Here is a 24,560-nt window from a genome sequence, read left to right as displayed (position 1 = left end):
CGTCCGAAACCGATGACCGGCGGACGCCCGCTGCGGTTCCTCGGATTGGCGCTGGGCGGTTGGGTGCTGATCCGTGTCGCGTTACTGATCCCCGAGATCGGTTCGATCCCGCCATCGGACGTGGTTCCCCGCTTGATAAAGGTTCTCGTGCCCGACGTTGCGGCCGCGGTTTTTCGCAGCGTGTCGGCACCGGTCCGCTCGACACAGGTGGTCGAGATCGCAGGGTCGCCAACGCCGATCGCCGTGGGAAGGGTATCGTTTCCGAGAGCCGTCGAACCGCCTCTCCAAGACGCCAATGTGGCTCGGCTCTCACCACCCGACGCCGAGCATCGGCCCGCTTCGATCCCGTCGCCTAGCGCGCCGCCTGCCGCCGCCCGCGGCTTGCCCCGATTGAATGGCAGCGCGTGGTTGCTCGTCCGCGGCGGCCCTGCCGGCACAGTCTCTGGCGGGCAGCTCGGCGCCTCGCAGGGTGGCGTCCGACTGACCTATGCGCTTGGCACCCGGCGTCGGTTTGCGCTGGCAGCACGCCTTGCCGCACCCCTCAAGGGTGTCGGGCGCGAGGCGGCGCTCGGCATCGAATGGCAACCGACCCGCCTACCGGTCCGGTTGGTGGCCGAGCAGCGCTTCGTCCTCGACGGCGGACGCGGCGGCCCCACGATCGGGGTGATCGCCGGCTATGGCCCGTCCGACATAGCCCCGGGCATCCGCCTCGAAGCGTACGGCCAGACCGGTGCGATCGCGCGCGATGGCGTCGAAGCGTTCGTCGATGCCTCGGCACGTTTCACGCATCCGCTCGGCAAGTTCGGCGGTGCACGCGCCGATATCGGTCTCGGTGCCTGGGGCAGTGCCCAGCGCGGCGCCAAGCGCTTCGATATCGGCCCGACGATCGTCGCCACCGTTCCGGTCGCCGGCAGGACGATCCGCCTCGCGCTCGACTGGCGCGAACGGATCGCCGGCAGCGCGCGGCCAGGCTCGGGGCCGGCGTTCTCGATCGGCAGCGATTTCTGACACTCGCCGCACGACCAAGCCGATGCAGATCCATGTTTGTCCAGCCTAGCCCCGCGCGCGCAATCCGGTGTAACGCTGAGGGCGTGGATCTGTATCTCCCCGTCGCCAACCTGTCGGTCAACGCGCTCGTCATCATCCTGCTTGGCGGAGGCGTCGGGCTGTTGTCGGGGATGTTCGGGGTCGGTGGAGGCTTCCTGACGACGCCGCTGTTGATCGTCTACGGCATTCCGCCGACCGTCGCCGCCGCCTCGTCCGCGAGCCAGGTGACCGGCGCGAGCGTGTCGGGTGTATTCGCGCATTTCCGCCGCAAGGGCGTCGATACGAAAATGGGCGGCGTGCTCGTCGCGGGCGGTGTCGTCGGATCGTTCTTCGGGGCGTGGCTGTTCCGGCTGCTCCAGCAGAGCGGGCAGATCGATACGGTGATCGCGATCGTCTACGTCGTGATGCTCGGCTCGATCGGCAGCATGATGGCGAGCGAATCGGTTGGCACGATCCGCCGCGCGCGCACCGGCCGACCGCCCAAAGCCCGCAAGCGCCGCCACCACCCACTCGTCGCCGCGCTTCCCCTGCGTACGCGCTTCTACGCGTCGGGCCTGTATATCTCGCCGCTCGCGCCGCTGTTGCTCGGCTTCTTTACCGGCATATTGACGATCCTGCTCGGCATCGGCGGCGGCTTTATCCTCGTGCCGGCGATGATCTACCTGCTCGGCATGGCGACGTCGGTGGTGGTCGGCACGTCGTTGTTCCAGACGCTGTTCGTCACCGCGGTCGCGACGATGGTCCATGCCACCACGACCAAGGCGGTGGACATCGTCCTCGCGGGGTTGTTGCTGCTCGGTTCGGTCGTCGGCGCACAGGTCGGCGCGCGGTTTGCGACCAAGTTCCGTCCGGAATATCTGCGGCTCGCGCTTGCCGTCATGGTGCTGCTGATCGGCGTGCGGATCCTGCTTGGTCTCGTCTGGCGCCCCGAGGAGATCTTCTCGGTCACGTTGTCGTGAGCGCCGTGGCATGAAGCCTTGGCCATTCCTGCTGCTCGCGCCGCTGCTGATGGCGCAGGCCAAGCCCGTGCTCGTGCCCGACGTCTCGCAACGCAATATCGAGATCGCGTACAGCTTCACCGGTGCCGAACTGCTCCTGTTCGGCGCGATCCTCTACCCCGGCGGTCGCTTGCCGAGCGACGAGCATCCGACTGAAATCGTCGTGGTAGTGAAGGGGCCGACGCAATCGATCCTGATGCGCGAGAAGGAGAAGGTCGCGGGGATATGGGTCAACGCCTCGCGCCTGCGGTATCGGTCCGCGCCCAGTTTCTACGCGATCGCCTCGTCCAAGCCGATCGACCGTCTGGTCGACGATCGCACGCGGGCGATCTACGAGCTCGGGCTCGACAGCCTGCAACTGTCCCCGGCTTCCAGTGCGCCGGTCGATACGCAGGATCGTTTCCAGAAGGGGCTGGTCGATCTGAAGCGTCGTGCCGGCCTGTATTACGAGGCTCCCGGCGCGGTCGAGATCACCGACGGAGTCCTCTACCGCGCCCGCGTCTCGATCCCTGCCCGCGTGCCCGTCGGCCGCTTTACCGCGGAGACGTTCCTCATCCGCGACGGTCGCGTGCTGGCGGCGGCGGTGCGCGATATCGACATCCGCAAATCGGGCTTCGAGCGGTTCGTCGCGCGCGCCGCGGATCGTTCGTCAGTGATGTACGGGCTGGTCGCGGTCGCGCTGTCCGTATTCCTGGGCTGGGCCGCGGGTTGGATCGCGCGCAGACTGTAGCGATCGTCGGACGCAGAATTGGCTACAGTCGAAGTATCGTCTCGGGGTCGTCCGGCTCGGATCGTCGACATGGTCGTCACCGGATATTTACGCCTTGGGTGCCACAGTCGCTGTAATGACTGGAGATCTTGCCGGAATGAGCGACTTGTCGGGCCATGATGCGTTCCTGCGGGCAGTACCGTTAACCGGCGGACCGATGGTCGCGCCGGGGATATCGCCCGCCGCATCGGCTGCCCCCGCTGCATCGTGCTGCCCCGCCACACCGATCGGCGTCGTCTTCGCAATCGCCGGCTCCAGCAGTCGCGTACTGCTCGATCGCGCCGCGCTCGGTGCGGCGTCGGTCGATACCGATCCCGTGGTCGCGGCGGCGGGGCAGGTCGGCAGTCAGGTGAAGATGCGCGTCGGTACGACGTGGCTGGTCGCCAACATCCGTTCGCTGAAGCTCGAGGACACCGCCGGCACCTGCATCTCCGCCGAGATCGATTTCCTCGGCGAAGGCGACGAGGAGCAACTGACCGGCAGGCTCTACAAGTTCCGCCGCGGCGTGACGCGCTATCCGATGCCGGGTTGCGAGGTGGTCCCGATCACCACCGCCGACCTGCAGCAGGTCTATGCGGCTCAGGACCGCGCCAATATCGAGGTCGGCATGGTCTATCCGACCACCGATATCCGCGCCGCGCTGTATGTCGACGCGATGCTTGGCAAGCATTTCGCGCTCGTCGGATCGACCGGTACGGGCAAGTCGACCAGTGCCGCGCTGATCCTCCACCGGATCTGCGAGATGGCGCCGCAGGGGCATATCGTGATGATCGATCCGCACGGCGAATATGCCGCTGCGTTCAGGTCGAACGGCGCGATCTACGACGTCTCGAATTTGCAGATGCCGTATTGGCTGATGAATTTCGAGGAGCATTGCGAGGTTTTCCTCACCAGCAGCGGCTCCGCACGGCAGTTCGACGCGGATATCCTCGCCAAATGTCTGCTCGCCGCCAAGGCCAAGAGCCGCCTGGGGCAGGAGATCGCCAAGCTCACCGTCGACGCGCCGATCCCATATCTGCTGAGCGACCTGACGACGATCATTAGCGCCGAGATGGGCAAGATGGACCGGGCCGGCGATACCGCGCCCTATCTGCGGCTCAAGGCGAAGATCGATGAGATCAAGGCGGACCCGCGCTACGGCTTCATGTTTTCGGGCATGCTCGTCGCCGACACGATGGCGAGCTTCCTCGCGCGCATCTTCCGCCTGCCTGGCGACGGCAAGCCGATCTCGATCATCGACGTCTCGGGCGTGCCATCGGACATCACCTCGGTGGTGGTCGCGGTGCTCGCGCGGATGACGTTCGACTTCGCGATCTGGTCGCGCAACGAACCACAGCGCCCGATCCTGCTCGTCTGCGAGGAGGCGCATCGCTACATCCCGGCGGGGGCGGAGACGAGCAGTTCGGTCGGCCGGATCCTCGGCCGGATCGCCAAGGAAGGCCGCAAATACGCCGTGTCGCTGGGGCTTATCACGCAGCGTCCGTCCGATCTCGCGGAAGGCGTGCTGTCGCAGTGCGGCACGATCATCGCGATGCGCCTCAACAACGACCGCGACCAGGCGTTCGTCCGTGCCGCGATGCCGGAGGGCGCGCGGGGGTTCCTCGATTCGATCCCCGCGCTGCGCAACCGCGAATGCATCATTTGCGGCGAAGGCGTGACGATCCCGATCCGTGTTTCGTTCGACGGGCTCGAGGAGTCGAAGCGCCCGGCGTCCGGCGACCCGCTGTTCTCCGAACTGTGGCGCGACGTCGGCGGCGAGGACCAGATCATCGGCCGCACGATCCAGCGCTGGCGGGCACAGGGCAAATAGATCGCCCGGTGATGCTCGCAACCTGGCGGGTTCGACGGTAGAAAGCTGCGAGTTGGCGCTCGTATCGCCGTGTTCGGAGGGTTCATGATCGACCGTGCGATTGTCCTCACGCTTCCCATGATGCTCGCCACGCCATCCGCGGCCGCTCCCGCCGCTCATCGATGGCCCGGCGATATCGTGGGCAGGGCGGAGAGTCTCGCTGCCCTCCAGTCGCTGGAGATCGACCTGCTCACGCGAGACAGCGCGACGTTGGCGCTGGACGACTGGTGCGCGCGCCACCGGATGGCTGCGCCGGGAACCAGGATCGTCGCGGATCGCGATACCGCGGCGGTCAAGGCGCCGACGGCGGACCAGCGGCGGCGGCTCGGCGTCACCGATCAAGAGCCGATCCGCTATCGAAGGGTGCGGCTGCGATGCGGCACCCATGTGCTGTCCGAAGCCGACAACTGGTATGTTCCGTCGAGATTGACCGCGGCGATGAATGCCGCGCTCGATACGAGCAACACGGCGTTCGGACGCGTGGTGCAGCCGCTCGGGTTTCGACGCCAGACGCTGTCGGCGCGGCTCTTATGGTCGCCGTTGCCGGACGGCTGGGATAGCGGGGCACCGATCCCCGCCGGACCGCCGATGCTGCAAATTCCCGAGCATGTGATCGAGAACCGGGCGCTTCTCGTCACGGCGGCGGGAACGCCGTTCAGCGAAGTCGTCGAGACCTATACCGGCGCCGTGCTCGATTTTCTCCCACCATCGGCGCACGACTAGGTCCGGCGGTCCGGGACCGCGTGATCGCTAACCGCCGACGCGGACTGCCAGCAACTGCGCAACCTTCGCCTTGAACGCGCGGAGTTTCTCGCCGGACAGCGCGGCCACGCTCGCGAACGAGACCGAGCGCGGATTGATCGCCGCGCCATTCTTCCACACTTCCCAGTGGAGATGCGGGCCGGTCGACATGCCCGTTGAGCCGACATAGCCGATCACCTGGCCGGCGCGCACCCGCGTCCCCGAGCCCACCGCGATCCGGCTCATATGGCCGTAGCCGCTCGCCATCCCGCCACCGTGCACGAGCTTGACGAAATTGCCGTAGCCGCCGGTCCGCCCGGCGAACGCGACGATGCCGTCGGTCATCGCGTGGATCGGCGAGCCGTAGGCCGCACCGATATCGAGGCCCTTGTGCATCCGCGTGAAGCCCAGCAGCGGGTGCATGCGCAGCCCGAAGCTCGATGTGATCCGACCTACCACCGGCATCCCCGACACGGCGCGCCGCTCGGTCTGTCCGTTCGCGTCGAACCAGCCGCCGCGGTTGGACTCTTCGTCGGCGTCGACGTTTGCCGCGTCGGGCGCGAACCGCACGAGTTGCACCTTGCGGCGCCCCTGGTCGATGCCGGCGAAGAGGAGATCGCCGATCCGCGTCTCGCCGGTCGCGGCACGCTCGCGCTCGACGATCACGTCGAAGCTGTCCGCCGCCGTCACGTCGCGGCCCAGCGAAAGTCGGGTCGAGATCGCCTTGATGAAAGACTCGACCGCCTTTGCGGGGACGCCGGCGGCGCGCGTGGAGCGGTAAAGGCTGGAGCCGACCAAGCCCTGGATCCGCAGCGGCGTCGAGTCGACCGCGATCGGCCTGCGGTTCACGGTCAGTCCGCCCGCACCGCGCGTTAGCGACAGCGCGAGATCGAACCGCGCGCGGACATCGAGCTGTTCCAATGGCCGCGCGACGGTGCGGTCCGGCCGGCGCCCGAGGGTGAGCGCGATCCGCGTGCCGGCTGGGATCGATTTGGGATCGACCGACTGTGCGACCAGCGCCGCGGCGGCCTCGGCATCGTTCCGGCCGACGCCGGCACGCATCAGCGCCCGGTCGAACGCATCGCCCTGGCCCAGCGTCGCGGACAGTTCGAGCGTCGGGCGTTCGGGCACGTCCGCGAGCGGTGCGACGAGATCGTTCGCCGCCATCCGCCGCCCGGTGGTCGCGCCCTGGGCAAGCGGCGCGATGCCCTGCGCGCGCGTCTCCTCCCACTCTGCACCGGCAAGCGGCGAGGGCGCCGCACCGACCAGTGGCCTGAAATTCGGTGCGAGCGCCCAAGTCGCTGCGCACAAGGCGGTGCATGTCGCAAGCCCGCGCCACCAATCGAGGCTGCCGATGCGGTGGCCGAGATCGGGCACCCAGTCGATCCGCGCGGCATGATCGCGCAGAACGTCGACGGGAGAGGGCGCGCGAGCAGCGGCAGGCGGCGAAAGCGCGCGACCGAATGCCGGGCTCGCCGTGCCGCCGGCCAGTTCGAAGCCTTGATCGTTACGAAGATACACGCAGGCCCGCCCCGATGTTGCCGTTCCCCCGGCGCTCAAGGCGTCGTTGTGGTCGATACATGCTAAAGTCAAATTAACCGATGTGTACGCACGACTAAGTTTGCGGCGAGATGGGGCTGCACGGGGGCAGGACGTAATCTGCAAGGAAACTCTGCGCAGGTCATTGCGCACGCAGACTTTACCCCCGATGTTGCTGGGATGAACGACGGCGCGAACGACGGGATCACGGCGGTTCTCGGCCCGACCAACACCGGCAAGACGCACCTCGCGATTGAGCGGATGTGCGCGCATTCAAGCGGCATGATCGGCTTTCCTCTGCGATTGCTGGCGCGCGAGGTTTATGACCGCGTGGTGTCGATCAAGGGCGCGAACCGGGTCGCGCTAGTCACCGGCGAAGAGAAGATCGTGCCGCCCGATGCGCGCTGGTTCCTGTGTACAGCCGAATCGATGCCCGATCGCGACGTCGCTTTCGTCGGGTTGGACGAGGCGCAATTGGGGGCGGATCCGGAGCGCGGGCACGTATTTACCGACCGCCTGATGCGCGCGCGGGGGCGGGAGGAGACGATGATCCTCGGCTCCGAAGCGCTGCGACCGATGATCAAGAAGCTCGTCCCCAGCGCGGAGATCGTCAACCGGCCGCGCTTCTCGACGCTCACCTATGCGGGCGCGAAGAAGATCAGCCGGTTGCCGAAACGCTCGGCGATCGTCGCGTTCTCGGCGGAGGAAGTGTACGCGGTCGCCGAGATGCTGCGGCGTCTGCGCGGTGGCGCGGCGGTGGTGATGGGGGCGCTGAGTCCTCGTACCCGTAACGCGCAGGTCGCGATGTTTCAGGCGGGGGAGGTCGATTATCTGGTCGCGACCGACGCGATCGGCATGGGGCTCAACATGGATGTCGCGCATGTCGCGTTCGCCAGCCTCAACAAGTTCGACGGCAAGCGCCAGCGTCGGCTGACGGTGGCGGAAATGGCGCAGATCGCGGGGCGTGCGGGCCGGCACCAGCGTGATGGCACGTTCGGCGCGCTGTCGGACGACGGCCCCGGCGCGTTCCTGCCCGAGGAAGTGCTGGCGATCGAGGAGCACCGGTTTCCGCGGCTCGAGAACCTCTATTGGCGACAGGGCGAGCCTGACTTCTCCAGCATCGACGCGCTGGTGGCTAGCCTCGAAGCGCGCCCGCCTGCCGGCGTTTTGCGCGCCGCCCCCCAAGCACTAGATCTCGGCGTCTTGAAGCGGCTGGCCGAGGAGGGCTGGGTCCGCGAACGGGCGCGGCATCCGGCAATGGTCGCGCGACTGTGGGCTGCATGCGGCTTGCCCGATTTCCGCAAAGTCGGCCTCGACCCACATGCGCGGTTCGTATCGCGGGTATTCGGGCATTTGAGCGAGGGGCGGGGGCATATCCCGCACCAGTGGTTCGCCGACGAGATCGCGCGGCTCGATACGGTGGCGGGCGATGTGCCGGTGATCGCGGGGCGGATCGCGGCGACGCGGATCTGGGCGTATATCGCGCAGCGCTCCGACTGGCTGGCCGAGCCGACGCTCTGGGCCGCGCGTACGGCCGCGCTCGAAGAACGCCTGTCGGATGCGCTGCATGCGAGCCTGACGCAGCGGTTCGTCGACAAGCGCACGACCGCGTTGATGCGTCAGATCGGGGCGGATGCGGGCGCGCTGCCGGTAGTGATTGGGCCCGAGGGCGAGGTCATGGTCGAGGACCATCCGATCGGTCGGCTCGACGGGTTCCGGTTTACCGTCGCGGCCGATGCGCGGGCGGGCGACAAGCGGCTGTTGCTCGCGGCGGCGGAGAAGCGGCTTACCGGGGAACGTTCGCGGCGTGGGCAGTCGCTGGTCGATGCAACCGACGCCGATATCGCGCTCGACGATGCGGCGCAGATCATCTGGGCGGGTTACCCGGTCGCCAAGCTTGGCGCCGGGCCGTCGTTCGCGCGGCCGAAGCTTATTCTCGACCGCTCGCTCGACTGCCTCGACAAGCCCGCGCGGGAGCGGATCGAGGCGCGGCTGGCGCTGTGGCTCGGGGGGATGCTCAAACGGCGGATCGCGGTGCTGGTCCACCTTGCCGAATTGAGCCGTGATCCCAACGCCACGCCGGCGTTGCGTGCCGTAGCCAGCGCGATCGAGGAGGCTGGCGGGATCCTGCCGCGGTTGCCGATGCGGCTTGCGCTCGACGCGATCGACCCCGAGGAGCGCAAGCGGTTGCGGAAAATCGGGATCACGGTCGGGGCGCTCGACCTGTTCGATGCGCGGTTGCTGAAGCCTGAGTCGGCGCGGTGGCGGCGTATCCTCGCGGCAGCCCGCGGTACGACGATCGCCGCCCCGCGAGATGGGGCGACGGTACTGCCACGTGGCAGCGAAGGTGCGGTTCTTGAGGCGGGGTTCCGTCCGCTCGGACTCCAGGCGGTCCGGATCGACCTGATCGAGCGCATCGCGCGGGCTGCACACGACTCGCGGCAGGGTCGCACGCCGTTCGCGCCCGATCCTGCGCTGGCCACCTCGATCGGCGTCGATGCAGCGTCGCTGGAGCGGTTGATGACCGAACTCGGGTTCAAGGCGGTGGCGGGGGACACGCCGCGCTGGGTCTGGCGTGGGCGTCCGCCAGCCCGGGCTGTGGCTCCGACGCCGATCGATCCGTCGCGGCAGAACGCCTTTGCCGGGTTGGCCGCACTGGTCCGCCATGGTTGAAGGCGCGATGCGGATCGATCGATTCCTGTGGTTCGTGCGGCTCGCGAAAACGCGCAGCGCCGCGCAGGCGATCGCCGAGAAGGGGCATCTCCGCATCGACGGCCGCCCGATCGATCGCGCGCACTGCCCGGTGCGGGTTGGCAACGTCCTGACCTTCGCAGCAAACGACCAAGTCCGCGTCATCCGGATCGAGGCGCTGCCAGCGCGGCGGGGGCCGGCGCCCGAGGCGCAAGGATGCTATCAGGATTTGATTGCGGGGAAGACGCCGGCCGGTACCGTCCGCGACCCGGCTTCCGAATGACCGACGAGGCTCGACACGAGCGATCGCCGTCATCCTGACGAAAGTCAGGACCCAGAGCCACGAGACGCTGTCCTTGGTATCCTGGGTCCTGACTTTCGTCAGGATGACGGAGGAGGGCTTGAACAGTGTGGGATCGAAGCGACAAAGCCTGATAACGTCTCGCAGAAGGCTTGCTATGATTGACGCGAGGGGCAGGCGCGCATAGTCGCTGGCGCGTTCGTCGCCGGAAAGGAATCCGGCCCAGGAGTTCTGCAATGACCTACGTCGTCACCGATGCCTGCATCCGCTGCAAGTACATGGACTGCGTGGAAGTGTGCCCGGTCGACTGCTTCTACGAGGGCGAGAACATGCTGGTGATCAATCCCAGCGAGTGCATCGACTGCGGTGTGTGCGAGCCCGAATGCCCCGCCGAGGCGATTCTGCCCGACACCGAGAGCGGGCTGGAGCAGTGGCTCGAGCTGAACACGACCTTCTCGGCGCAATGGCCCAACGTCACGCGCAACGACAACCAGACGCCGCCGGATGCCGACGCGATGAAGGGCGTCGAGGGCAAGTTCGACAAGTATTTCTCGCCGGAGCCGGGCGCTGGCGACTGATTGATCGCAGTTAGGTCAAGCCGCCTGCCATGTGCGGCGTACGTGCGGCTGGTAATTTTGTTGCAAAGCTGCTACTCACGTCTGTGACGGGCGTGACGACGGAAGTCGTGCGCCTGGCGTGAGTTAGACCTATCCCTCCCCCGATGCAGCAGCGACGAGTCCTTCGTCGAGGCGTCGCGGTGAGGCCTGATCCGGAAAGGCCCCAAATGGCTGCCAAGGCACTGTCCTTCGATGTCGGTGATTTCGTCGTTTATCCCAAGCACGGGGTCGGCCGTGTGATCGAGCTCCAGCGCTCGGAAATCGCCGGCATGACACTGGAACTCTACGTCCTCCGGTTCGAGAAGGAGCGCATGACGCTCCGCGTGCCGACCAACAAGGCCGAAAGCGTCGGCATGCGCAAGCTGTCGTCCGACAAGACGATGCGCGAGGCGATGGATACGCTCAAGGGCAAGCCCAAGGTCAAGCGCACCATGTGGTCGCGCCGTGCGCAGGAATATGAAGCGAAGATCAACTCGGGCGACCTCGTGTCGATCGCCGAAGTGGTCCGCGATCTGTTCCGTGCCGACGACCAGCCCGAGCAGAGCTATTCCGAGCGCCAGATCTTCGAAGGCGCGACCAGCCGCCTCGCGCGCGAACTGGCGGCGATGGAAGAGCTCGACGAGCCCAAGGCGCAGGAGAAGATCCTCGACATCCTCCGCGCCGCCGCGGCTATCTACAACAAGGACAAGGTGCCGGCGTAACGCTTGGTTCCTTGATGCGACGAAGGGGCGGTCCTGCGGGGCCGCCTTTTTCGTTTTGGGGATCGGCAGTCCCCTCCCTGATAGCGGGGGAGAATTGCAGGGCGATCCGAGGGCTTCTCGCCTACTATCTCGTCCTTTGCCGGATACGCGCAAGTATAGTGCGAGGTAATACTGGTTCACGGCGCTTTTCTGAACGTAACCTTGCTACAGGTCAAGAAAACGACCGGCAGTATCGTTACGCCCGAAATTCAGTCGTAGATGCCGGCGCGAACTACTCTCGCCGCACGGAGCGAACGTCTCGCCGGATATCGATTGTTATTCGGCCGTCTCTCCGCTGACTGACGCCATCCATGTTTGGAAAGGTTAAGTCTATGCGTACGAATCTCCCGAAATACCCGACGGTTGCCCTGATCCTCATCGCCGGTATCGGCCTTAGCGGCTGCGCCACGAAGGGCTTCGTCCGCGAGCAGATCGCCGTGGTCAACACGCGCATCGATGGCCTCGATGGGCAGTTGCGCACGGTCGAGGGTACGTCCGGCCAGGCACTCGCCCAGGCTCAGGCCGCTGCCGGCCAGTCGCAGCAGAACGGCCAGCGCATCGATCAGCTGACCGGCCGCGTCGACGGTATCGACCAGCAGGTCCAGCAGCAGGCGAAGCAGCGCCAGCGCAAGCCGCGCGGCTAAACCGATCTTCGCACGCGCTTGCATCGACGGACGGCCCTGTTGGACACGCCCATCTTGATCCCGGGCATCTTGATCCCCGGCATCTGGTCCACGGGGCTGTTCCGCCGCGTTTGCCGTACGGGCGCGGTCGCCGCGCTGACGCTGGCGCTGGTTGCCCCAGCGTCGGCGGCTCCGACGAAGGCCGCTCCGGCGAAGGCTACGCCGGGTGCGGCCAAGGCGCGCAAGGCCAAGGCTCCAGCGCGTTCGCGGACCAAGGCCAAGACCGCGGTGGTGGCGCCGTTGGTGCTCCCCCCGCAGTCCGAACCGGCGAGCCGCATGCTCGCGTGGATCACGGCCGAACACGACAATAAGGGCCTGCCCTATGTCGTGATCGACAAGCAGGCCGCGTCGCTGCTGCTGTTCAGCGCGAAGGGCGAGTTTCTCGGCCAGACGCCCGTGCTGCTCGGCGTCGGCATCGGCGATGACTCGTCGCCAGGGGTCGGCGCAAAGAATCTTGCCGATATCGGTCCCGCCGAGCGCACCACGCCGGCCGGTCGGTTCGTCAGCAAATTCGGGCGCGCCTTTGGTCGCCAGCGCGTCATCTGGGTGGATTACGCCAATTCGGTCGCGCTGCATGCGGTGATCACCACGCACAAGAGCGAGCACCGCGTCGAGCGGCTGCTGTCGCCGACGCCCGACGACAACCGCATCAGCTTCGGCTGCATCAACGTTGGCACCAAATTCTACACCGGCAAGCTCAGCCCGCAGTTCCAGAAGAAGGGCGGGGTGGTCTATATCCTGCCCGACACCAAATCGCTCGACGACGTATTCCCGCGCGTGCGCCTGCTGCCCTATGTAAGCGCTGCTACCGGCTGAAAAGCCGGCCTGTGCGAAGGGACTATGATGATCTTGCTGATGCTTGCCACTCTCGCTCCGGCCGATCGAGCGCCCGATCGACCAGTGGTTGTGAGTTCGCTCACGACCCAGCAGCTCCTGGAATTCTGCGAAGGCAAGGATAGCGATCCTTCCGCCAATTTCTGCACCGGCTACATTCTCGGCGAATTCGACGCCCTCTCGCTGTCGGGCGACATCTGCCCGCTCCCGGCCCGCGCCTCGAACGTCAAGGTGGCTGCAGCCGTCCGAAAGTATCTGCACGCGCGTGCCAAGAAGACGGGGACCGGCGCGCCATCTTTCGTCGTGCGCGATGCGCTGCGCGACGCCTACCCGTGCAAGCGCGGCTAGCATGTCTGGCCCCGACGAGCGGCCTCGCATGAATTAGCCTTGCGGCGTTCCGCATCAGGTGTATTGTTCGCGCAACACACAGGAGGATGCGATGAACTTTCTTGCGCTTGGACTGATCATTCCTCTCGCGGCCTGCTCGTTCAGCTGGAACAGTGACGACGAGGGTTCGGCCGCAGCGGCCTCTGGCTCGGGGACGACCCGCACATATCAGGTTGCCGGTTTTAACGGCATCGACCTGCGCGGATCGGACGACGTCGATGTCCGCGTCGGCACCGGTTTCTCGATCCGCGCGGAAGGGCCGAGCGAGCAGCTCGACCGGCTGCGGATCGATCGCGACGGCGACACGCTCAACATCGGGCGCAAGACCGGGACGAGCTTCGGCTGGAACAAGGGCGCCAAGGTCAAGGTGTTCGTCACGTTGCCACGGCTGACCGAGGCCAACGTCTCCGGATCAGGCAACATGGCGATCGATCGCATCGAGGGCGGCGGGTTCGCGGGCGGGATCGCAGGCTCCGGCAATCTCTATGTCGGCACGATCCAGGTCGACGATGCGAAATTCTCGATCGCAGGCTCCGGCACCGCGCGAGCGAGCGGTTCCGCGCGTGATCTGAAGGTCGAGATCGCCGGTTCGGGCGACCTCGACGGCACGAAGCTGCGCGCGCAGTCGGCGAAGATCGAGATGGCGGGGTCGGGCAGCGTCCGTGCGGTCGTCAACGGCGCGGCCACGGTCGACATGATGGGATCGGGCGATGTCGATCTCGGCCCGAACTCGCGCTGCACGACGTCGAAGATGGGCTCGGGGCGTGTCCGCTGCGGCGGCTGATCCGCCACGCCATCCCGCTTGCGTGACGACACGGAAGTGGCGACGATCGTGAGCATGAGATTCCTGCTCGCACCGTTGCTGCTCCTCTCGTCGCCCGTACTCGCGCAGGCGCCCGTTCCCGGCCGGACCGTTTCGGTCGGCAGCTTCGACCGGGTCCGCGTCGAAGGACCGTTCGAGGTCCGCGTCACGATCGGCTCGCCGCGCGCGACGATCACGGGGTCGCGCAGCGACGACGGGGTCACGGTCCGCGTAGATGGCACCACGCTCTCCGTTCGCAAGGGCGCCGGCGGCTGGGGCGAGCAACCGCGCGGCGGCGGCGCGAGCGGTCCGATCGTCGTCACGCTCTCGACCCCCGGGCTCACGTCCGCGAGTGTCGCGGCGGGCGGGCGACTGACGATCGCGAGGATGCGCGGGATGCGCGTCGACGTGACGGTCAGCGGCAACGGGAGCCTGGCCTTGGCCGCGGCCGACACCGATCAGTTGAACGCGACGGTGATCGGCACCGGCCAGATGACGCTTGCAGGCCGCGCGGCTAGGGCGCGACTGGTGACGAGTGGCCCAGGGGCGATCGATGCGTCGGGCTTGGCGGTCAACGATCTGACCGTGCACCTCGACGGGGTAGGGGAGACCAAGGCCGCGGCGCGCTACACCGCGCAGGTCACGAATGCGGGCCTGGGAAGCGTGACGGTAACCGGACCTGCAAAATGCCGTGTCGATTCGGCGGCAGGTGGTCCGGTAGTGTGCGGGAAACCGGGCGGGAGCGGGGAGCCGTAAGGGTATTCGAGTCGGGCGAGGTCGGTCCGAGATACCCGCCCCGCAAGTGCTTCGGGAAGCGGGCTCGGACACTCATGTTAGATCAGCGCCAACTCCGCCAGCTTCGTCATCAACGCCGGCGGCATCACGTCCAAGCCGGTCGCATCGCCCCCCAGATCGAGCGGGGCGTCCGCGCCTTCCAGATACCGCCAGCCCTGATGCGCGCGCTTGGGCCGGGCCTGCACGAGGACCAGCTTCGGATCGATGTGGATCGCAACGCGCCCCTCTTCCGCCTCACCGAACCCGAGGATCGGCGAGCGGGCGATCAGTTGGTGCTTGAGGATCCAGAACATCGAACCCTGACCCGCGACCTCCTCATGCCGCTTGGGCAGATAGCGCGTCGTCAGGAACACCGGCCCCTCTTCGCCACGCAGCCGGAGCCGCTCGGCGAGGTGGTCGACGCTTTCCGCGCCGAACGCGACTTTGGTGAGGTGGAGCGGCATGGCGTTGGAAATGGGCCTTAAACCGCCCCAGTCAACCGGCCGATCAACCGTGCAGGCCCCACAATGCCGCCAGCCCGAGGAACGAAAAGAACCCCATCGTGTCGGTCATCGTCGTCACGAACACCGCGGACGACACCGCCGGATCGATCCGGAACTTGTCGAGCGTCACCGGCACCAGCACGCCTGCAAGCCCCGCGGTCAGGTTGTTGGTCAGCATCGCCGCCGCGATCACGATCGAGAGATCGGTGTTGCGGAAGATCACGTACGTCCCGAGCCCGATCAGCGCGCCCAGCATCACGCCGTTCGCCGCCGCGATGCGGAACTCGCGGCCGATCATCCGCCGCGTATTCGAACTCGTCAGCTGGTTGGTCGCGAGCGCACGCACCACCACCGCCAGCGTCTGCGTGCCGGCGTTGCCACCCATCCCCGAGACGATCGGCATCAGCACCGCGAGCAGCGCGAAGCTCGCGATCGTCCCCTGGAACAGCCCGACGACCGACGATGCGACCATCGCGGTGCCGAGATTGACCACCAGCCACGTGAAGCGCGTCCGCACCGTCAGCCGGATCGGCTCGTTGATGTCGCCGTCGCCCGCGCCTGCCAGACGCAGCGTATCCTCGCCCGCCTCTTCCGAAATGATGTGGACGATGTCGTCGACCGTGATCATGCCGACCAGCCGGCCGCCATGATCGACCACCGCGGCGGAAATCAGCGCGTATTTCTGGAAGCGCAGCGCGACCTCCTCCTGGTCCATGTCGACCGGGATCAGCGTCTGCTCGCGCTTCATCACGTCGGCGATCGCGATCCCGCGCGGGGTGCGCAGCATCCACGACAGCTGGCACGTGCCGATCGGCTTGTGCGCGGGATCGACGACGAAGATCTCCCAGAAATCGGTCGTCAGCTCCTCGTGCCCGCGCAGATAGTCGATCGCATCGCCGACGGTCCAATGCTCGGGCACCGCGATCAGCTCGCGCTGCATCAGGCGACCGGCGGATTCTTCGGCGTAACTCAGCGCCTCCTCGATCGCCGCGCGATCGTCCGGGTCGAGCGCGCGCAGCACCGCGCGCTGCTCGTCCTGGTCCATGTCCTCGATGATCGCGACCGCATCGTCGGTATCGAGTTCGGACGCGAGATCGGCGACCTGGTGCGGCTCGAGCGCATCGATCAGATCCTCGCGGACGTAATCGTTCATCTCGGCGAACACGTCGCCGCCGAGCAGGTCGGTGACCGCACGCGCCAGCGCCGCGCGATCTTCCTGCGGGGTCAGCTCGAACAGATCGGCGATGTCGGCCGGGTGCAACGGCTCGACCAGCGCGCGCGCGCCCTCGTCGTCGCCGTCCTCGACCGCATCGAGCACCGCCCGCACGAATTCGGGACGCAGATGGTCGTCGCGATCGAGCTGGTTTTCGGGCTGGGTGTCGGTTTCGACCTCGGGAAGCTCGAGTTCGCTCATGGCTGCCTCCCTTAAAAGATGCGCGTTTGGGCCCTAACGCGGCGCGCGTGCATTTGCCAGTCGGAGTGCGGCTCCCTATCTGCCGCGCATCAATTCAGGAGAACATGAATGGCTGACACCCCCGAAACGCTGACGCTGACCCTCGATGGCGGCGACGTCACGATCAAGTTCCGCCCCGATCTGGCCCCGAAGCATGTCGAGCGCATTGCCGAGCTGGCGAACGAAGGCTTCTACGACGGCGTACCTTTCCACCGCGTGATCCCGGGCTTCATGGCGCAGGGCGGTGACGGTGGTCGCGGCGACGGCACCGGCGGGTCGACCAAGCCGAACCTCAAGGCGGAATTCTCGGCCGAGCCGCATGTCCGCGGCGTCTGCTCGATGGCGCGCACCAACCAGCCCGACACGGCGAACTCGCAGTTCTTCATCGTGTTCGACGACGCCCGCTTCCTCGACAAGCAGTACACCGTCTGGGGCGAAGTCACCGACGGCATGGACCTGATCGATGCGCTGCCCAAGGGCGAGCCCCCGCGCACGCCGGGCAAGATCGTCAAGGCTCGCGCGGCGTAAGCTGGATTCCCCTCCCGCCCGCGGGAGGGGCTAGGGGAGGGCGCGACGTACGGACTGGCGTCCGGTTAGTGAGGCACGACCCTCCCCCGACCCCTCCCGCAAGCGGGAGGGGAGTAGCGGTCACACCTCCGCCACCGTCCGTATCAGCCAGTCATGGAACAGCTTCACCGGCTTGGTCTGCAACGCCCGTGGGCGGCAGACGAACCAGTAGCTGTACGGGCTCTCCACCTCGATATCGAACAGCCGAACCAGTCGCGGATCGTTCGCATCCTCGAAGTGGCTCGCATGCATGAATGCGACGCCGAGCCCCTGTGCGGCCGCCTCCAGCATCAGCGCCCCCGAATCGAAATGATCGATCGCCAGCGGCTCGATATCGTCTAACCCCGCTGCCGTTCGCCACGCGGTGAACGTATCCGTCATGTCGCGGTGTACCAGCGCCGTCAGTGTCGAGAGCTGTTCTGGCCGCGTGACAGGGTCCGCGCGCTCCAGCAGGCTCCTTGCCCCGATCACATAGACCGAATTCCGATCGAGCCGCCGCGCGTAGAACGCCGGGTCGATCTCGCGCGAGAGCGCGATCACCGCGTCCAGTCCATCGCCAAGCCGCGACACCAGATGCGCCGCAGTGTCGATATCGAGATGCAGCTCCGGGTGCGACGTCCTAAGCTCGCCCAGACGTGGAAACAGTTTCTGTGAGGCATAGAGCGGCAGTATCCCGAGACGCAGCCGCAGCACCTCGGTCGTGCTGGTCAGCGATTCGACCGCGTCCGACAGTGAGTCGAGCACCGGTGCGATCTGCGCGAGCAGCCGCTCACCATCCGCATTCAGCACCATCGCCTGATGCCGCCGCGCGAACAGCGGCTTGGCGATGAACCGCTCCAGGCTCTGCACGCGCCGGCTGAGCGCAGGCGCGGACAGCGCCAGGTCCTCAGCGGCGGCCTTGATCGACCCCAGCCGCGCGACCTGCACGAACGCCTCGATAGCCCCCAATGGCGGCAGCCTGCGCATGATTCCTCTTTCGACTCGACAAGTGTGACAATGACCGCTGGACGCATTCATGCATGCGATTGCAGTTAGCGCAATCGTAGCTGATCCCTTCGCACTTGCAACACGAACCGTCTCGCCGCAAAAAGACCTCGCCTTTCAGGCATCCTCTCCTAAAAACTTTCACGGGCTGGCCTTCATTGGCCGGCCCTTTTTTTGTGCGTTTTTCGGAAGCGCGAACGGGGCCAGTCCTCGAAACCGCGTGGTGCACCCCCCATTTGATCCTTCGAGTTCGAAGGAGTCGAGATGCCCGATAGCGAAATCCCCACGCGAAAAATCCAGGTCGCTAATGCGCGTCCCGAAGACAGCGGCCGCGGCCTGGCACATTTGCCGCGCGCGTTGATGGCGACGCTCGGCATCGGCGAAGGCGACGTGATCGAGATTCTCGGCAAGCAGAACACGCCCGCGCGCGCCGTCGGTCCGTATCCGGAAGACGAAGGTCTCGACATCCTTCGCATCGACGGTCTCCAGCGTGCCAATGCCGGCGTCGGCTCTGGCGATTTCGTCGAGGTGCGAAAGGCCGAATCGAAGCCCGCAACTCGCGTCGTGTTCGCGCCAGCCCAGCAGAACCTCCGCCTCCAGGGTTCGACCAACGCACTCAAGCGCACCTTCCTCGGCCGGCCGATCTGCCAGGGCGATATCGTCGCGACCGCGGGGCATCAGCGCGTCGGCAACATGCCGCCCAACGTCCAGCAGTTCATGAACGCGCCGGCCTATGCGCTCCAGGAGATCCGCCTCGCGGTGATCGCCGCCAGCCCCAAGGGCGTGGTGCACATCGACGAAAATACCGAGATCGAACTCCGCTCCGAATACGAGGAGCCACAGGCCGCACGGCGCGCCGACGTCACCTATGACGACATCGGCGGCATGGCGCAGACGATCGACCAGCTGCGCGAGATGGTCGAACTGCCGCTCCGCTACCCCGAACTCTTTCAGCGGCTCGGCGTCGATCCACCCAAGGGCGTGTTGCTGCATGGCCCTCCCGGCACCGGCAAGACGCGTCTCGCGCGCGCCGTCGCCAACGAATCCGACGCGCAGTTCTTCCTGATCAACGGCCCCGAGATCATGGGCTCGGCGTACGGCGAGTCCGAGTCACGCCTCCGCGAAGTGTTCGAGGAAGCCGCGAAGGCAGCACCGTCGATCGTGTTCATCGACGAGATCGATTCGATCGCGCCGAAGCGTGGCCAAGTGTCGGGCGAAGCGGAAAAGCGTCTCGTCGCGCAGTTGCTGACGTTGATGGACGGCCTTGAATCGCGAGCGAACCTCGTCGTTATCGCGGCGACCAATCGGCCCGAGGCGATCGACGAAGCGCTCCGTCGGCCGGGCCGCTTCGACCGCGAGATCGTCGTCGGCGTGCCGGACGAGCGCGGCCGTCGCGAGATTCTTGGCATCCACACGCGTGGCATGCCGCTTGGCGACCGTGTCGATCTCGATGAACTGTCGCGCACCACCTACGGCTTTGTGGGCGCCGATCTCGCCGCGCTGACCCGTGAGGCGGCGATCGAGGCGGTTCGCCGGATCATGCCCAAGCTCAACCTTGAGGAGCGGACGATCCCGCCCGAAGTGCTCGACGAATTGTCGGTCACGCGGGAGGATTTCCTTGGGGCGCTCAAGCGCGTCCAGCCATCGGCGATGCGCGAAGTCATGGTGCAGGCGCCGACCGTGCGATGGGCCGATGTCGGCGGTCTCGACGATGCGCAGATGCGGCTGAAGGAGGGCGTCGAACTCCCGCTCAAGAACCCCGACGCGTTCCGCCGTCTCGGCATACGGCCGGCCAAGGGCTTCCTGCTCTACGGCCCCCCCGGCACCGGCAAGACGCTGCTGGCAAAGGCGGTCGCGCGCGAGGCGGAGGCGAACTTCATCGCCACCAAATCGTCCGACCTGCTCAGCAAATGGTACGGCGAAAGCGAACAGCAGATCGCCCGCCTGTTCCAGCGCGCACGCCAAGTCGCGCCGTGCGTGATCTTTATCGACGAACTCGACTCGCTCGTGCCCGCGCGTGGCAGCGGCGCGGGCGAGCCGCAGGTGACCGAGCGTGTCGTCAACACGATCCTTGCCGAGATGGATGGGCTGGAAGAGTTGCAGTCGGTCGTCGTGATCGGCGCGACCAACCGTCCGAACCTGATCGACCCGGCGTTGCTCCGCCCGGGCCGGTTCGACGAACTCGTCTATGTCGGCGTCCCCGACAAGGCCGGCCGTCGTCGCATTCTCGGCATCCAGACCGAGAAGATGCCGCTGGCGTCCGACGTCGACCTCGATCGCCTCGCAGACCGCACCGACCGTTTCTCGGGTGCAGATCTCGAGGACGTCGTCCGCCGCGCCGGCCTGGTGGCGTTACGCCGCTCCATCGACTCGACCGACGTGACGATGGCCGACTTCGAAGGCGCGCTGAAGGAGTCGCGCGCCAGCGTGACGCCAGAGACGGAGCGGGAATACGAACAGATGGCCGCCCGCTTGAAGCAGGACGCGACGGCCATTCAGCCCCTGGGCTTCGCGTTCCCCAACAAGGCGGACGATTGATCCTCGCTTCCCACCCGGTTCACGCCGGGTGGGAAGATGGGCGTAGCGAGCTTGTCACCGGGATCATCGTTGCACGCAGCATGGTCATGTTGTACCATTCGGTACAAGTTGATCGATAGGTGCCGCCATGTCCCGACCGCCACTGCCTCCATTCACGCATGAGACCGCCGCGCAGAAGGCGCGCATGGCGGAGGACGCGTGGAACAGTCGCGATCCGGACAAGGTGTCGCTGGCCTACACGCACGACAGCGTCTGGCGGAACCGGGCCGAATTCCTGACCGGTCGCGAGGCGATCGTCGCTTTCCTGACGCGCAAATGGGCGGCGGAACTCGACTATCGCCTCATCAAGGAAGTCTGGGCGCATGACGGCAACAGGATCGCGGTGCGGTTCGCCTATGAATGGCGCAACGACGCCGGCGACTGGTTCCGGTCCTATGGCAACGAGAATTGGGAGTTCGACGACGCCGGGCTGATGGCGCGCCGCATCGCCTCGATCAACGACTGCGCGATCGCGGACGGCGACCGCAAGTTCCATTGGCCGCTCGGCCGTCGCCCCGACGACCATCCTTCGCTGAGCGATCTCGGCCTCTGACCGCGAAGCGCGTCCTGACCAATCGCGCCGACGCCTTGCCGGCACTGGCCGAGGTGTTTCGCGAACATGGCTTCGAGGGCGCCAGCCTGTCGACGCTCTCGAAGGCGACCGGGCTCGGCAAGGGCAGCCTCTACAATTTCTTTCCCGGCGGGAAGGCGGAGATGATGGACGCCGTCCTCGCCGAGATAGACGATTGGTTCGTTACGACGATCTTCGTGCCGTTGGAGCAGGCAACCGACCCAGCATCGGCGATCACCGCCATGATCGAGGATGTGACGGTGTATTTCCAGTCCGGGGGGAGGGTCTGCCTCGTTGGCTGGCTCGGTCTGGGCGCCTCGGGCGATGTTTTCGCAGTCCGGATCAGCGGGTATTTCGCGCGCTGGATATCGGCCTTGGCGCACTGCCTCGAAGCGAGCGCTCTTCCGTCATCGCTGGCCCTGCGCCTCGCCGAAGACACGGTTGCAGGGATTCAGGGCGGGATCGTCCTGGCGCGCGCGTTGGATGAGGACGCCGCATTCGTGCGGATCGTCCGTCGGTCAGAGGGGGTTTTGCTCGACGCAGTGGCATGTCACGGCAGGTCCGATGCGTAACCGGCCTGACCCAGCTTAAACGTCTTTCGCATCACGCAGCGAAACCCAAGCATAGGCGATCATCACGACGCAGGCCGCGCCCGCAACTAGATAGGGCAGCGAGTGCTGGGCTTCGTACAGGCCGACCCCGATCGAGGGCCCCAGTACGAAGCTCGCGCCGTTGATCGACGTCACCTTGCCCGCGACCGAGCCTTGCGCGCTTGCACCGACCGCGAGCGAAGAGCCCGCCGTGAACCCCGGCCGCGTGAAGCCGAAGCCAAGGCTCGCCAGCGCGTAGGCCGTGGCGATCGTGTAGAGCGACGTCGCAATTCCGGTCAGCGCGGTGCCGGCCGCCGCGAGCACGAGACCGGTCAGCACGAGTTGCCGCGGAGTCATGTTCAAGCGCGGGATGATGCCCCATTGCGCGAGCAACGCAGCGCCTGCGCCCATCATCAGGACGATGCCGGTCGGCTCGAGCGCGAGCGCGGGCGCGAGGTGGAGGCGGTCGATCACGAGGAAGCCGATCGCTTGGCCCGTCATCGCCTGCGCGTGGCCCATCACCAGCCCGGCGATCATCCACGCGCGGATGCGGGGATCGGTATAGCCGACATGCTCGATATGCGATCCGGTCGCGGCGGCGACCGAGGCGCCGGTGGGGGCGCCGCCGATCGACGGGTAGGCCGAACTCGCGCCGTGCGTCTCGTGCGGCGCGACGATCTTGTCGTCGGGCAGCATCCGCCGCACCGTGATCCACACCGCCACGCCGAACACCGCGAACAGGAACGCGGGGCCCGCCAAGCCGATCTCGACTCCGCCGATCGACCCGAGGATCAGGTACGGCGCAATCGCCGGCCCCAGGATGGTGCCGAGCCCGAACGCGGAGGCGAGCAATGTCAGCGCCTTGGTCCGTTCCTCGCGCGTCGTCTCGCCAGCCACGAGCGCCTGCACCGCGGGCGGTGCGGCGGCGCCGAACGTGCCGTAGATCAGCCGCCCGCCGATAAAGCACAGGAACGCGGTCGTGCCGCCGATCCACGCGTTGATCCCCGCGAGCAGGAACACGCCGCACAGCGTGAGCGAGACGCTGAACCCGCCGACGCCGAGCAGGATCATCGCGCGCCGGCCATGCTTGTCCGACCGGTTCGCCCAGAACGGCGCGGCGATCACCCACAGCAACGCCGACACTGAGAACGCCGCTGCCACCGCGCTGTCGGCGACTCCAAGCGACCGCCCCAGCGCGGGCAGCACCGATTGCAGTGCGGTATTTCCCGCGGCGATCGTCAGCATCACGAGGAACATCAGCGCGAAGCGGCGGTCGATCTTCGGGCCGTCCGTCGATGCGCCGATCATCGGGCCGGTCATGGCCGTGTCCAATGATAGGCACGCTCGATCCGCGCGACGTTGACCGAATAACTGTCGTACCAGAGTGCCCGCCCGCGTTCGCGAATCGCGGTGTGCTCGGGTTGGTCGCGCCATGCGATCGCCGCGGCGTCGTCCGCCCAATAGCTCACGGTAATTCCCATGCCGCCTGCCTCGCGCGCGCTGTCGACGCCGCGATAGCCGGGCTGCGCCGCGGCCAGCGCACCCATCGCCGCGGCGGCCTCGTCATAGCCGGCGGCGTCCGTGTCGTTACGGATCGACACGAAAATGACGGCGATCTGTCCAGTCCGATCATTCTGCATGGCGGATGCTTAGGGGAAGCCTTACACTTGGCAAAGTCGCCGGAACCACTTGGCGCAACACGACTTCCGCTTCGGTTCGTCGCCCGATGCAACCCGCGGCCCTTGAAACGCGTTCGGAATTCGTGCGACGGGAGGGCCAAAGCCTCGCCATCGTTTGCGAGACCCCTGATCGTAAGGAACGCGATGCCCAGTTCGACCACCGCCACCCGGCGTGCACGCAGCCGACCAGCCGGCGTGCCGTCCCCGTGGCAGATGTTCTTTTCAGGGTTCCTGAAGCACCCGGTCATGGTCGGCTCGATCGTGCCGTCGTCGGACAAGCTGATCCGCAAGATGCTCGGTCCGGTGGACTGGGCGAACTGCAAGCTGTTCGTCGAATACGGCCCGGGTGTCGGCACCTTCTGCCGCCCGATCCTCGACCGGATGGCGCCCGACGCCAAGCTCGTGGTGATCGATACGAACCCAGAGTTCATTCAGTATCTTCGCCACACGATCACCGACCCGCGCTTCTTCGCGGTGCTCGGCTCGGCGGACGAGGTCGAGACGATCGTCGCCGACCACGGCTTCGAGAAGGCGGACTACGTGTTGTCGGGGCTGCCCTTCTCGACGCTTCCCCCCGGCGTCGGCCCCGCGATCGCGGCTGCGACGCACTCGGTCCTGCGCACCGGCGGCGCGTTCTTGGTCTATCAGTTCTCGCCCAAGGTGAAGGACTTCCTGACCCCGCATTTCGAGTCGATCGACCACGACATGGAGTGGTGGAACGTACCGCCGGCGCAGTTGTACTGGGGTTGGAAGGACTGAAGCAGGCGCGGCAACGTCCGCGCCGACGCGCAAGCAAAGCGCCGCGCATCTTTAGGCCCGGCCGGCGGTTCGGCTAGAACTAGCCGAACCCGTCCGACGGCGGCT

The 24,560-nt window shown here is 66.6% G+C and carries 25 protein-coding genes; 19 read left to right on the top strand and 6 right to left on the bottom strand.

What is annotated here, in order from left to right; translation table 11 throughout:
• Nucleotides 1-12 precede the first annotated feature (12 nt).
• The 5 genes from IFT67_RS20615 to IFT67_RS11120 all read left to right on the top strand — a co-directional run bounded on the left by IFT67_RS20615 (nt 13) and on the right by IFT67_RS11120 (nt 5,386).
• Nucleotides 13-1,008, top strand: coding sequence for a hypothetical protein (locus IFT67_RS20615; protein ID WP_244647327.1), 996 nt, complete (start codon nt 13-15; stop codon nt 1,006-1,008).
• Between the two features lie 83 nt (nt 1,009-1,091).
• Complete coding sequence (locus tag IFT67_RS11135; protein ID WP_107963395.1) at nt 1,092-2,006, top strand: sulfite exporter TauE/SafE family protein; 915 nt, start codon at nt 1,092-1,094, stop codon at nt 2,004-2,006.
• Nucleotides 2,007-2,016: 10 nt separating this feature from the next.
• On the top strand, nt 2,017-2,775 hold the full coding sequence (locus tag IFT67_RS11130) for a TIGR02186 family protein (RefSeq protein ID WP_244647326.1): 759 nt from the start codon (nt 2,017-2,019) through the stop codon (nt 2,773-2,775).
• A gap of 196 nt (nt 2,776-2,971) precedes the next feature.
• A complete protein-coding gene (locus tag IFT67_RS11125; protein ID WP_244647371.1) occupies nt 2,972-4,624 on the top strand; it encodes an ATP-binding protein in 1,653 nt (550 codons plus the stop codon).
• 84 nt (nt 4,625-4,708) lie between these two features.
• A complete protein-coding gene (locus IFT67_RS11120; protein ID WP_192238359.1) occupies nt 4,709-5,386 on the top strand; it encodes a hypothetical protein in 678 nt (225 codons plus the stop codon).
• 27 nt (nt 5,387-5,413) lie between these two features.
• Here the strand turns inward: IFT67_RS11120 and IFT67_RS11115 are convergent, their stop codons facing one another.
• Nucleotides 5,414-6,925, bottom strand: a complete 1,512-nt coding sequence (locus tag IFT67_RS11115) for a peptidoglycan DD-metalloendopeptidase family protein (protein WP_192238358.1) — start codon at nt 6,923-6,925, stop codon at nt 5,414-5,416.
• A 198-nt stretch (nt 6,926-7,123) separates the two neighbouring features.
• On the opposite strand from IFT67_RS11115, the gene IFT67_RS11110 reads away from it, so the two are divergent.
• From IFT67_RS11110 to IFT67_RS11070, 9 genes are all read left to right on the top strand, one after another.
• Nucleotides 7,124-9,616 carry a helicase-related protein gene (locus tag IFT67_RS11110; protein ID WP_192238357.1) on the top strand — a complete coding sequence of 831 codons (2,493 nt, stop codon included), beginning with the start codon at nt 7,124-7,126 and terminating at the stop codon, nt 9,614-9,616.
• Nucleotides 9,617-9,623: 7 nt separating this feature from the next.
• Nucleotides 9,624-9,917, top strand: coding sequence for an RNA-binding S4 domain-containing protein (locus IFT67_RS11105; protein WP_192238356.1), 294 nt, complete (start codon nt 9,624-9,626; stop codon nt 9,915-9,917).
• Nucleotides 9,918-10,171: 254 nt separating this feature from the next.
• Complete coding sequence (gene fdxA, locus IFT67_RS11100) at nt 10,172-10,513, top strand: ferredoxin FdxA (RefSeq protein WP_031393648.1); 342 nt, start codon at nt 10,172-10,174, stop codon at nt 10,511-10,513.
• 206 nt (nt 10,514-10,719) lie between these two features.
• Nucleotides 10,720-11,253 carry a CarD family transcriptional regulator gene (locus tag IFT67_RS11095; RefSeq protein ID WP_056053923.1) on the top strand — a complete coding sequence of 178 codons (534 nt, stop codon included), beginning with the start codon at nt 10,720-10,722 and terminating at the stop codon, nt 11,251-11,253.
• 371 nt (nt 11,254-11,624) lie between these two features.
• Nucleotides 11,625-11,936, top strand: coding sequence for a hypothetical protein (locus IFT67_RS11090; protein ID WP_192238355.1), 312 nt, complete (start codon nt 11,625-11,627; stop codon nt 11,934-11,936).
• A gap of 39 nt (nt 11,937-11,975) precedes the next feature.
• Entirely contained in the window at nt 11,976-12,791 is an 816-nt protein-coding gene (locus IFT67_RS11085) for a hypothetical protein (RefSeq protein ID WP_244647325.1), read from the top strand.
• 24 nt (nt 12,792-12,815) lie between these two features.
• Complete coding sequence (locus tag IFT67_RS11080; RefSeq protein ID WP_206757930.1) at nt 12,816-13,157, top strand: Rap1a/Tai family immunity protein; 342 nt, start codon at nt 12,816-12,818, stop codon at nt 13,155-13,157.
• A gap of 91 nt (nt 13,158-13,248) precedes the next feature.
• A complete protein-coding gene (locus tag IFT67_RS11075; protein ID WP_192238353.1) occupies nt 13,249-13,980 on the top strand; it encodes a head GIN domain-containing protein in 732 nt (243 codons plus the stop codon).
• Between the two features lie 54 nt (nt 13,981-14,034).
• Nucleotides 14,035-14,754 (top strand): GIN domain-containing protein, encoded by a 720-nt coding sequence (locus IFT67_RS11070; RefSeq protein WP_192238352.1) that lies wholly within the window; start codon nt 14,035-14,037, stop codon nt 14,752-14,754.
• A gap of 77 nt (nt 14,755-14,831) precedes the next feature.
• Here the strand turns inward: IFT67_RS11070 and IFT67_RS11065 are convergent, their stop codons facing one another.
• Both IFT67_RS11065 and mgtE read right to left on the bottom strand, forming a co-directional pair.
• Complete coding sequence (locus tag IFT67_RS11065) at nt 14,832-15,236, bottom strand: DUF1489 family protein (protein ID WP_056053914.1); 405 nt, start codon at nt 15,234-15,236, stop codon at nt 14,832-14,834.
• A 43-nt stretch (nt 15,237-15,279) separates the two neighbouring features.
• Nucleotides 15,280-16,689 (bottom strand): magnesium transporter, encoded by a 1,410-nt coding sequence (gene mgtE / locus IFT67_RS11060; RefSeq protein WP_192238351.1) that lies wholly within the window; start codon nt 16,687-16,689, stop codon nt 15,280-15,282.
• 108 nt (nt 16,690-16,797) lie between these two features.
• Here mgtE and IFT67_RS11055 point away from each other — a divergent pair, with 108 nt between their 5' ends.
• On the top strand, nt 16,798-17,256 hold the full coding sequence (locus tag IFT67_RS11055) for a peptidylprolyl isomerase (protein WP_055882191.1): 459 nt from the start codon (nt 16,798-16,800) through the stop codon (nt 17,254-17,256).
• Between the two features lie 120 nt (nt 17,257-17,376).
• On the opposite strand, the gene IFT67_RS11050 is transcribed toward IFT67_RS11055, so the two are convergent.
• Nucleotides 17,377-18,261 (bottom strand): LysR substrate-binding domain-containing protein, encoded by an 885-nt coding sequence (locus IFT67_RS11050; RefSeq protein WP_056487937.1) that lies wholly within the window; start codon nt 18,259-18,261, stop codon nt 17,377-17,379.
• A gap of 282 nt (nt 18,262-18,543) precedes the next feature.
• Between IFT67_RS11050 and IFT67_RS11045 the strand changes: the two genes are divergently transcribed.
• From IFT67_RS11045 to IFT67_RS11035, 3 genes are all read left to right on the top strand, one after another.
• A complete protein-coding gene (locus IFT67_RS11045) occupies nt 18,544-20,817 on the top strand; it encodes a CDC48 family AAA ATPase (protein ID WP_192238350.1) in 2,274 nt (757 codons plus the stop codon).
• A 127-nt stretch (nt 20,818-20,944) separates the two neighbouring features.
• Nucleotides 20,945-21,409: a nuclear transport factor 2 family protein gene (locus IFT67_RS11040; RefSeq protein ID WP_192238349.1), complete on the top strand. Its 465-nt coding sequence runs from the start codon at nt 20,945-20,947 to the stop codon at nt 21,407-21,409.
• 35 nt (nt 21,410-21,444) lie between these two features.
• Nucleotides 21,445-21,999, top strand: a complete 555-nt coding sequence (locus tag IFT67_RS11035) for a TetR/AcrR family transcriptional regulator (RefSeq protein WP_244647324.1) — start codon at nt 21,445-21,447, stop codon at nt 21,997-21,999.
• 15 nt (nt 22,000-22,014) lie between these two features.
• Here the strand turns inward: IFT67_RS11035 and IFT67_RS11030 are convergent, their stop codons facing one another.
• Nucleotides 22,015-23,337 (bottom strand): MFS transporter, encoded by a 1,323-nt coding sequence (locus IFT67_RS11030; protein WP_244647323.1) that lies wholly within the window; start codon nt 23,335-23,337, stop codon nt 22,015-22,017.
• Nucleotides 23,334-23,657 (bottom strand): antibiotic biosynthesis monooxygenase, encoded by a 324-nt coding sequence (locus IFT67_RS11025; RefSeq protein ID WP_192238348.1) that lies wholly within the window; start codon nt 23,655-23,657, stop codon nt 23,334-23,336. Before IFT67_RS11025 ends, IFT67_RS11030 begins: the two co-directional genes overlap by 4 nt.
• Before the next feature lie 183 nt (nt 23,658-23,840).
• On the opposite strand from IFT67_RS11025, the gene IFT67_RS11020 reads away from it, so the two are divergent.
• Entirely contained in the window at nt 23,841-24,455 is a 615-nt protein-coding gene (locus IFT67_RS11020; RefSeq protein ID WP_192238347.1) for a class I SAM-dependent methyltransferase, read from the top strand.
• Nucleotides 24,456-24,560: the final 105 nt, after the last annotated feature.

Origin of the sequence: Sphingomonas sp. CFBP 13728 (assembly GCF_014841895.1) — a bacterium.
Classification (GTDB): Bacteria; Pseudomonadota; Alphaproteobacteria; order Sphingomonadales; family Sphingomonadaceae; genus Sphingomonas.
Note: the sequence above shows the minus strand (reverse complement) of the source record. Positions and strands in the feature narration are given on the sequence as shown.